We start from the raw sequence: 9,264 nt of genomic DNA on the forward strand, positions 1-9,264 counted from the left end.
TGCTAGCCCCGGCTGCTTGATGCACGGCTAACGGCTTCGCGGATCATCATGGGATCGTGAGTGGGGTCGAGCTTGGCCAGTGTGGTCAAGGCTGTGCGCGCCAAATGAGCGGCGATGAGCCGGCCGCACGTGACGGCGTCGCCTTGCTGGGCGGTTCTCATGATGGACGCGTGCTCATCATGGGCGATGTTGGCGAGTACCATTGCGTCACTGGCTGATTGGCGATAGAAAGCGCGGTAGCGTTCCGCGTGATCCCACAATTCTTCAAGTTGTGAGCGCATACGGGGACCCACCGCGCTAAACAATGCTGTGTGAAACACCCGGTGAGGCACGTGAAAAGCGTCATAGGATGTCGGGTCGGTCAAAATATTGTCCATCTGTTTGAGCGCCGCGGCGGCCCGGTCAAGGGTTGCGCTGTTCAGTTTCGGAACGCTGGCCTGCACACCGAGCGACTCGAGCATGATGCGCATGGCCGCGACTTGTTCGAGGTCATCAACCGACAGCGGCGCGACGCGAAGTCGTCGGTTGAAATCGCCCTCGAGTAGGCCTTCGCTTTGCAGCCGGCGAAGCGCTTCGCGCAGCGGGGTGCGGCTGATGTTGAGCTGGGCGGCCAGTCGTACCTGCGACACGAAGGCCCCGGGGGCGAGTTCGGCGTTGATGATCGCCCGTCGCACGGTGTCGTAGGCTTGCGCGGTGGTGCTGACAGGGTCTTCACGAGACGCTGCAGCGTCTGTGTCGGCGCCCGCGACGACCGTTATCTCTGTCATGGGTTCGACTTCGATGCGGTGGATCGATGGGGCCGATCATCCACTCGTCGGCAAGATTGTGCCATCACAGCGTCTACAGTAGCCTGATCGGCTCGTTTTCTGCATACAGTTGGGGCTGTCCGAGGATGCTGGCACGCGAGGCGACAGCGCGATGGTAGACGACGTCGAGTGCGGGATGGGTGAGCGCGGAATCCTTGAGGATCTCGCCGCGAACCATGACGATCTCGACATCGTGCGGCGTGTGATTTACTGGCGTTTGCTACGCGCGACGCTGCGGCAGCCAGACTGGGCGAGCCCAGATCGATGACGATCAGGTCGGCATCCTTGCCAGCGGTGATCGTGCCGATACGATCAGCCAACCCGGCGGCTGCCGCAGCGTCGCGCGTAGCAAACGCCAGTAAATCATGTGCCCGTGGGGGTGACCCGCCAGGTTGTGGGCGCATCGCAGCGTGGATCACCGACGCTGACTGGGCCGCTCTCATGGCGGTGAACATGTCGCCGGCGACACATACTTCGCTATCGATACTGAGACTAGGGCGAGATCCGGTAGCCAGCAGTCGATCTGTAGCGGGTAACCCAAGGCCCGGCATGCTCAACTCGATGGTCGAGGCTACCGATGCGCTGGCTCCTGCATCGGCGAGCATGCGCAACTCGTCGTCAGTGGAGTCGCAGCAGTGGATGAACAGCAGGTCTGCATCCAGCAGCGCGGCGTCGTGAAGTTGGCGGATGCCGCCCGGTTGCCAACCGATGTGCATGCTGGCGCGCACGCCCAGGTTGCGCGCGATCGCAAGGTCATCGACGACCACATCCGGTTGACTCATGTCCGGCCCGCGTAGCATCGCGTTCAGTGTCACCAAATCTTGGTCGTTGCTCAGGATTTCGTGTCGGATCCGCACAATGTCGGGGGGGTGCCGACGGGTGCTGTTAAGCATCCAGGCGTCGGAGTCGACCGATGGCCAGCCGTGGGCGAACACCGCGCGTATTCCGGAGTCGCGCAGGGCGCAGATAACGGCGTCGGAGTGGGCGGGACTGTTCTGAATGTGGGACTCGCTGCGAATGGTGGTGATGCCCGAGTTGATGGCGGCCAGCGCGCCCACGAGCTCACCGATGTAGGCGTCGTTCGGGGTGAATTGTGGTCCCCAGGTGAGCTGGACATTGCGTCGGTAGGTAGGGAAGTCCCAGCCGAAGCCGATGAGGCGGAAAGCGCCTTGCCAGGTGTGGCGATGGGTATCGACGAATCCGGGCAGGACGGCTTTGCCCGTCGCGTCGATGACTCGCGCCGCGGGTTGGTCGCCGATGTCGCCGATCGCGTGGATGCGGCCGTCGACGACTCGGATGTCGCCGACGATGGTGCCAGTGGCTTCATCCTGCGTCAACAACAGTCCGCCCCGGATCACCGTGGCGGGCTTGTTGTTTGCGCCCGTACTAGGTGCTGAACTCACCGAGATCCGGGTGTGGGCTAGTCGTTGAAGGCATCGGCTTGGTGCGCGACGAGGTGGCGGTAGTCGTCTCGCACGGGTGCGTAAACATCGACGTTGAGAGCTACTTCATCGCCGATGAGCCACGCGGTGTGAGGCGCGTCAGCCGGGATGTGGAGCACCTCGCCGGCGGCTACTTCATACACTTCACCGTCGACGTCAAATCCGATCTTTCCTGAGAAGACGAAGCTGACCTGGTCGAATGGGTGGGAATGGGGCGGCGGTGTCTGGACTGAGTGGCCAGGGTGAAACCAGTTGATGGTGATCAGCGACTGGTCACCGCGTACGGCGGTGCGCACCAGCGCCCCGCCGGCCAGGCTTTCGGTGGGAAGCGTGTCGAGTCGAGCGTGGATGACACGGTTAGGCATTGTTGGTTCCTGTCGCTGATTGTTGCTGGTCTGCGGCCGCCGCCAATGGGTGGAGTACCCGCGCCCCAAAGCGCCAGTGTCCGTGGTTATCTCGTGCGTAACGGTCGCGGTATTCGCCGATGAAGTCGACGTATGGTGACTGCCCGCTGTCAGAAACGTGCAACACGAGCATCACTGTGCCCGAGGCGCCCTCTTCGTCGGGCCGCAGGCGGATATTGGTGCACTGATGATGGGTTTGGCGTGCGGAATTGGCTGCCCGTGTGTCGGCCCATTTGTGGAACTGGTCGCGCCCGACCAGTGTGTGCGCGCCCAGCGTGAGGGTGCCGTCATCGACATAGAGTTGGGCAACATCGTGCCATCGGCCATGATCGAGAAGCCAGGCATGTTCGACGATCAGGTCTTCGATGGCACGTCGGTCCGCGTCGGGAAGGGCGCCGTCGATCCAGGTCACGATGCCGCTCCCGCTTCCTGCGGGAGCGGCGAAGAGCCGACCGGCTCTCCCACCGGGTTTCGCAGTACGCCGATTCCGGCGATGTCGATCTCCACGGTGTCGCCGCTGTGCAGGAACGTCATTGGGCCGTGCGCGTGGGCAACCCCCGCGGGTGTGCCCGTGGCGATGATGTCGCCGGGGACCAGGGTCATGATCCGCGACAGGTAGCAGACCAGTTCAGCGACGGAAAAGATCATGTTTGCGGTGTTGGAGTCTTGCACGACAACATCATTGACTCGCGCCTTGATCGGCAGGCTCTGCACGTCGTTGATCTCGTCGAGGATCACCAACGTGGGTCCGGCGGGCGCGAACGTGTCGATGGCCTTGCCTCCCGTCCACAGCTGGTTGGCCAGCTGCAGATCGCGTGCGCTGACGTCGTTGAGCGCCATCACTCCGCCGACGTACTGCAATGCCTCATCAACGGCGATGTTATTGCCGCGCTTGCCGATAACGACGGCGAGTTCGGCCTCGTAGTCGACTTGATTCGTGATGGCCGGCGGGGTGATGGTGGCGCCGTGACCGATCAGCGAGTTGGCGAACTTGGCGAAGAACATCGGTTCTTTGGGAGCTGACTGGCCGGTTTCGGCGGCGTGGTCGTGATAGTTCAGGCCGATGCAGATGAACTTCTCGGGCTTAAGTACCGGCGGCAGCAGTGTCACCGACTCCACCGGGTGGACTGCGGATAGGGCGCGCAGCCGCTCTTCGTTCTTGTCGTAGAGTCCCAGCAGCTCGTGGGCCATCTCCGGGCCGGCCTGTAGGACCGAGGTGATGTCTGGGCTGGCGCCGTCGAGGCCATTCACTCCTGCCAATTCGGCCAGGGCTGCGATGTCGATCAACTCCGAGCCGGCGCGGCGTTGAAGTGCGGGGCGCGGGCCATGGCCATCGTCGTAGGTTGCTAAACGCACGTCATGTCCTTTTCTGAGTGAGAATGCGGTGTCTCATCGGTCCGCGTTTGCGGACTGAGTCGGTTGGTTGGTGCGTGTGCGCGCGAACTGTTCGTAGCGCCGCAGAAGGTCGATGTCATCAACCGATCCCGGGTCGACCGTCTGCGCTAGCTCGCTTCCCTGCAGCATTCGCTTCACGGGAACTTCGAGTTTCTTGCCGATCCGGTTGTGGGGAATCCCCGGCATCACGACGATCTCGTCGGGCAGGTGGCGCGGCGAAAGAGCAAATCGAATTGCGGCCTCGATACTCTGCTTTGCTAGCTGCGGGTCGACGCCGGCGCGTAGGTGAACGAACAGCGGAACGTAATACTGAGTGCCCAGTTCGACCCCGACGACTAGGGCCTCCACCACGTCGGGGAGTTGTTCGACCGCCGAATAGATTTCAGCGGATCCCATCCGGACTCCGTGCCGGTTGAGCGTCGAATCCGAGCGGCCATGGATGATGGAACTGAGATCCGTATCGAATTCGATGAAGTCACCGTGGCGCCACGCGCCGGGAAACATGCGGAAATAGGCGTCGCGGTAACGCTTTCCGTCGGGGTCGTTCCAGAAATACAGCGGCATGGATGGCATGGGCTTGGTGACCACCAGTTCTGCGGGCTCCCCAATTACGGGATTGCCGTCAGGGTTCCAGGCCGCCACCGCCACCCCAAGGCTGGGCGCCTGGATGCGCCCGGCCCGCACCGGTAGTAGCGGTACGCCGCCAACGAATGCTGAACAGATATCGGTACCCCCGCTACACGAGGCCAGCCAGGTATTCGTATTGACGTTGTCGCGCACCCAGAAAAATCCCTCCGGGCCCAGCGGGGATCCGGTGACGGTCAGCGTCCGTAGCCTGGAGAGGTCAAACGTTTGTCCCGGTTGTTGCTCGGCTGCCATGTAGGACTTGATCAGTCCGGCGCCGAGCCCGAGCACGGCGACCTGTTCCTCGGCCACTAGCCGCCAGATACGGTCCAGGTCCGGGTGAGCCGGACTGCCATCGACCACTACCAGTGTGGCGCCGATCAACAGGCCAGAGACCATCAGATTCCACACCATCCAACTGGTCGATCCGACGAAGAGAAATCGGTCTGCGGCACGCAGGTCACAATGCAGCCGCAAGGTTTTGAGGTGTTCCAGAACGATGCCACCGTGGCCGTGGACGATTCCTTTGGGCAGTCCGGTCGTGCCTGAGGAGAACAACACCCACAACGGGTCGTCGAAGTCGACCTCTTCGAATTCGATCGGCTCCTCGCCGAGGATCGTGTCAGTCCAGTCTGTTACGGCCCGGTCAAGATCTCCGTCGCCGATGCCGCCGACGGTAATAACCTGTTCAACGGTGTCCAGTGATGAGGCGATATGGCGCAATTCGTGGACGCGGTTGCGCGGCTTGCCGCCGTAGGAATACTGTGTTGCGCCGATGAGCACCTTCGGTCGGAGTTGCCCGAATCGGTTCAACACTGCGGCGGTGCCGAATTCTGGTGAGCACACTGACCAAATCGCGCCGATGGAGGCGCAAGCGAGGAACGCGACGATCGCCTCGGCGGTGTTGGGCAGATATCCCACCACGCGATCACCTTTGGTGACGCCCCAACTGCGTAAGGTGGCCGCCAGAGAGCCCACCTGCCGGCGTAGCTCACGCCACGAAACTCGGTTGACCGAGTCTTCGGATACGCAAATCAGGGCGTGTTCATCAGGTCCGAGCGCGCGGCGGAAGATCTGCTCGGCGTAGTTGATGCTGGCACCGGGAAACCAATGCGCCCCCGGCATCACCGCCTGGACCAGCGCCGGGTGGCCGCCCTCGACAAGGCCCAGTCCCTCGAAACCGTCGATAGATGTCCAGAACTCGTCGAGTTCGTCGACCGACCACTGCCACAGGGCGCGATACGAGCCGAAGTGCCGGCCTGTGCGCACCTCAAGCCACTCAAGGTAGTCCGCCAGGCCGCAATCACGGCGCACAGCCGCAGACGGGGTCCACACTATGGCGTCTCCTGGCGGTGAAGCTGCGCGACCGTCGTCCACGAGCATTGTTCAGTTCTCCCTCTCCTACTCGAAGAAAAACTGTATGCAGCTTCAAGCGGAGTTGCAAGCGCGGTCATACAAAGAGGCAGGCTCCGCACCGTGTCAAGGCCCGATTGCCATGGTTGGCCCGTCCCAGTATCGGTCTGTATGTATACAGATAGGAGAAGCGGTGCTGCGCATAAAACGAGGCGAGGCGCTCCCGACGACGACAGCCAGCGCCGTCGGTGGCGAGCGTGCGGGGGACCGACACGCACGGACGACACCTTCGTCCATCGAAATGTCAGACGATCAATCATCGAAACATGAAATGCGGCCCCCGGCTGGGCGAGGGATGGCCGTGACCCTCACAGCCACTAAATCAAAGTCCCCGTCATTCATTGGTAACGAATACTAGGCACGCGTCTGCATACAGAACAACTGAGGGTAACTGACGCTCCGTCGGCCCGCATTCGAGCCATCACCATGAATCAAGTGCGCTCAAAGTACCCGTTGTGATCGTATAGCCGTGTGTACCTGCCGAGAGGCGCTGACTGAGATCTTGACCAGCTCGCCGAATACTGCATACAGTCTGAGCAATGTGATTGTCGTGACCGGTGGCCGCGGATCGTTCGAGGGCGGTGTCAACCCTGCAGATGGGGTCGACACGTGTTTTTCCGGCGCTTGTCGTATCGCACATCTGACTGCGCAGCGGGGTGCGACGCACGGCCGAGGGCGCAGAGGCTCGATCGAATGGCGGGGTGAGGGTGCAAATCCATGGCTCGACGATGGCTATTTCCCGTGGCGCGCTCAGGGCCACCCGTATTGGCACCAACAGCCCAACGCACTTAACAGCACCCGTTGCCGGCCTCATCGATCGGAAGCGGGCTCATCCCGACGACATCCACACGGTGGTCGTTAGTTGTGGTCCCGCACGAGAAGCCGAAGGGATAGTCGAATGCTTGAGACCAGCAGCTGTCCGATGGAGATGGGCCAGTTCAACCACCACGAATCCACTGTTGAGGAGATGTGGAAGCTGTATCCGCAACTGCACTCTGGCTGCGCGGTGGCTCACAGCGCCGCGCTCGGCAGCTTTTACATGCTGGCTGGCTACGATGATGTCAAGGACGCCGCGTCTCACTGGGAGGACTTCAGCTCGGCCGGCGGCATGATGCTACCCAAGGCTCCGTTCCGGGTGGCAGCCATCGAATTTGATCCGCCCGAGCACGATTTCTGGCGCGGCTTGTATCGAGAAGTGTTGAGGCGCAGCACCTACCAGTCTTTCGCCGAGAGCCTCGAGCAACACATTCACACCCTCATCGGCGCGTTCGCCGGACGTGGCCACGCTGACCTGGTGACTGAACTGACCGATCCGCTTCCGGTGCTGAGCATCTGCGAGCTCATCGGCATCCACGAGCCCGAGCGAGCCAAGGAGATCCGCCGCATCGCCCTCGCTGCCTTCGATGCCACCGGCGACCCGGCGGCGGTGGCCGAAGCCCTCGGCGATTTCGCAGCGTTCTGCCTCAACGAGGTCAATCATCGCCGTGTGCATCCGCGCGACGACTTCCTGACCCGTTTGGGCATTGGCACCGTGGATGGAACCGACGGTGGCCGCCTGCTCGAAGACGCCGAGATCGTTAACCTACTCATTGGATTCTTGATCGCCGGGCACCACACCACCTCATCGACAATGAGCAGCATGCTGTTGCATGTGGCCTCTGATCCACAGCTGCGCCAACGTTTAGCCGACCACGCCGATCTTGTTCCGAAGATGATCGAAGAAACCCTGCGCCTGGACACCCCACTGCATGGGTTCTTCCGCCAAACCACCCGCGACGTCGAGGTGGGCGGTGTCGCGATTCCGCAAGGGTCGGAGGTGATGCTCAATTACGCTGCCGCCAATAGGGATCCAGCTGTGTTCGATCATCCCGAATCGCTCGATGTCGACCGCTCAAGGAACCCGCACCTCGGGTTCGGGTTCGGCATCCACACCTGCGTGGGTGCCCAACTCGCCCGACAGGAATTGCAAACCACACTGCGTATCGTGCTGGCCGAGCTCCCCGATTTGAGTCTGAACACCGAGGAGCCGTTCACCCGGCTTTGGAGCGGCGGCAATCTTTACATGATCGACCGGTTGCCCGTGACATTTACCGCACACCATTAGACGCCGGTATCCGTTGGGTGTCGCCGAGCCGGGTCTCAATTAGCTGGCGCGAATGCTAGCCCCCAAATCCGATTAGCGTTCTGACGGATTCGGGTGGCAAGCGGCGGCGGCAAGACTGCTTCCATACTGCTCGTCGGACACATGCACGACGTCGATAGGGTGGCCGTAAGTGGCGACGAAGGCGGTGGCGCGAGGATGTAGTCAAGGCGCAAGCGATCGTGGACATCGCGGCGCAGGTCCTCGATCAGATGAGCCCGTACCGCTGAGGTCGCAGGAGCCGGCGGCGCGACGATGGCAGCCCCGCTCTGAGCGAGGATCACGGCCGTGGGTGCAACTATGGGCTCCGGTACCGCGTCGTCTGAGTCGTATGTGAACGCGCTGCTGCTGAGAGTGATTGGGGTCGACACTATGGCGGCTGCTACTGAAGATAGTTTTTCTTGTCAACTAGAAGGCCGTTGTGCGGCAAGCGATTAGCTCGTCGACCCTCAGTGTCCCGCCAGAGTTGCCCACGCTTGAAACGTCGCTGATTCATCTGCCGAAGACGGCGTTCTTGTTCATGGATAATGACGATTATCCATCAGCACTCAAATATTTACGTGCACAACCTCTTTCATTATCGCTGGCACGCGCAGGACGTATTCGGGTGTGTCTTGGTCTTGGTCTTGGCTGTCGATGATGGGCGAGGACAGGCCGGTCACCATCACGTTCGACAACCACTACGCGCACAGTCTGTCGACGCAAGGTTCCTTCGCTGCCGCGGCGCTATGTGGGCAGATCTGCTGAAGCCACTGTCGATTCCCGGATGACGTCGTCTACCAGTGGTTTCGGCAGATGTTCCTGTTCGAGCTGCAGTTCGCGACCATGTTCATGGTGGTAGGCGTTGAGCCGCTGATATAGAGCAGCTTCGGTATCGGTGAGTTCGACAGGGATTGTGTCTGTGGCCTGACGGCTTATCTGTAACGGGAACTGTGAAACCGTTCGCTGCCGCTGGTAGGCACGTAAGTTACATGTGTACTACCGACCGGGTAGGTCTGCTAATCCGTACGCATGTGTAGGACGTGTGTCAGGGGTCTGAC

Annotated in this window: 7 protein-coding genes; 1 reads left to right on the plus strand and 6 read right to left on the minus strand. The window is 61.5% G+C overall.

The window, feature by feature from the left end; genetic code table 11:
* Nucleotides 1-2 precede the first annotated feature (2 nt).
* Genes MAAFP003_RS28750 through MAAFP003_RS28775 form a run of 6 tightly spaced genes read right to left on the minus strand, consistent with a single transcriptional unit; the run spans nucleotide 3 to nucleotide 6,006 of the window.
* The gene (locus MAAFP003_RS28750; RefSeq protein WP_036473928.1) at nucleotides 3-767 is read right to left on the minus strand and encodes a GntR family transcriptional regulator; all 765 of its coding nucleotides are present in this window, start codon (nucleotides 765-767) and stop codon (nucleotides 3-5) included.
* The gene (locus MAAFP003_RS28755) at nucleotides 764-2,209 is read right to left on the minus strand and encodes an amidohydrolase family protein (protein WP_165796525.1); all 1,446 of its coding nucleotides are present in this window, start codon (nucleotides 2,207-2,209) and stop codon (nucleotides 764-766) included. The genes MAAFP003_RS28750 and MAAFP003_RS28755 overlap by 4 nt, the downstream gene beginning before the upstream one ends.
* A 17-nt stretch (nucleotides 2,210-2,226) precedes the next feature.
* Nucleotides 2,227-2,613, minus strand: coding sequence for a cupin domain-containing protein (locus MAAFP003_RS28760; RefSeq protein WP_036473929.1), 387 nt, complete (start codon nucleotides 2,611-2,613; stop codon nucleotides 2,227-2,229).
* Nucleotides 2,606-3,064, minus strand: coding sequence for a nuclear transport factor 2 family protein (locus MAAFP003_RS28765; RefSeq protein ID WP_036473930.1), 459 nt, complete (start codon nucleotides 3,062-3,064; stop codon nucleotides 2,606-2,608). Before MAAFP003_RS28765 ends, MAAFP003_RS28760 begins: the two co-directional genes overlap by 8 nt.
* Nucleotides 3,061-4,008 carry a fumarylacetoacetate hydrolase family protein gene (locus tag MAAFP003_RS28770; RefSeq protein WP_084163685.1) on the minus strand — a complete coding sequence of 316 codons (948 nt, stop codon included), beginning with the start codon at nucleotides 4,006-4,008 and terminating at the stop codon, nucleotides 3,061-3,063. The genes MAAFP003_RS28765 and MAAFP003_RS28770 overlap by 4 nt, the downstream gene beginning before the upstream one ends.
* A gap of 33 nt (nucleotides 4,009-4,041) precedes the next feature.
* Nucleotides 4,042-6,006, minus strand: a complete 1,965-nt coding sequence (locus MAAFP003_RS28775; protein ID WP_243394247.1) for an acetoacetate--CoA ligase — start codon at nucleotides 6,004-6,006, stop codon at nucleotides 4,042-4,044.
* A gap of 976 nt (nucleotides 6,007-6,982) precedes the next feature.
* Here MAAFP003_RS28775 and MAAFP003_RS28780 point away from each other — a divergent pair.
* Nucleotides 6,983-8,188: a cytochrome P450 gene (locus MAAFP003_RS28780; protein WP_084163687.1), complete on the plus strand. Its 1,206-nt coding sequence runs from the start codon at nucleotides 6,983-6,985 to the stop codon at nucleotides 8,186-8,188.
* Nucleotides 8,189-9,264 lie beyond the last annotated feature (1,076 nt).

The organism is Mycobacterium ahvazicum, assembly GCF_900176255.2.
GTDB lineage: Bacteria > Actinomycetota > Actinomycetes > Mycobacteriales > Mycobacteriaceae > Mycobacterium > Mycobacterium ahvazicum.

Excerpts from the sequence above, each read along its gene's own strand:
- MAAFP003_RS28750 (WP_036473928.1), bottom strand. The coding sequence starts at position 767 with ATGACAGAGATAACGGTCGTCGCGGGCGCCGACACAGACGCTGCAGCG.
- MAAFP003_RS28760 (WP_036473929.1), bottom strand. The coding sequence starts at position 2,613 with ATGCCTAACCGTGTCATCCACGCTCGACTCGACACGCTTCCCACCGAA.
- MAAFP003_RS28780 (WP_084163687.1), top strand. The coding sequence starts at position 6,983 with ATGCTTGAGACCAGCAGCTGTCCGATGGAGATGGGCCAGTTCAACCAC.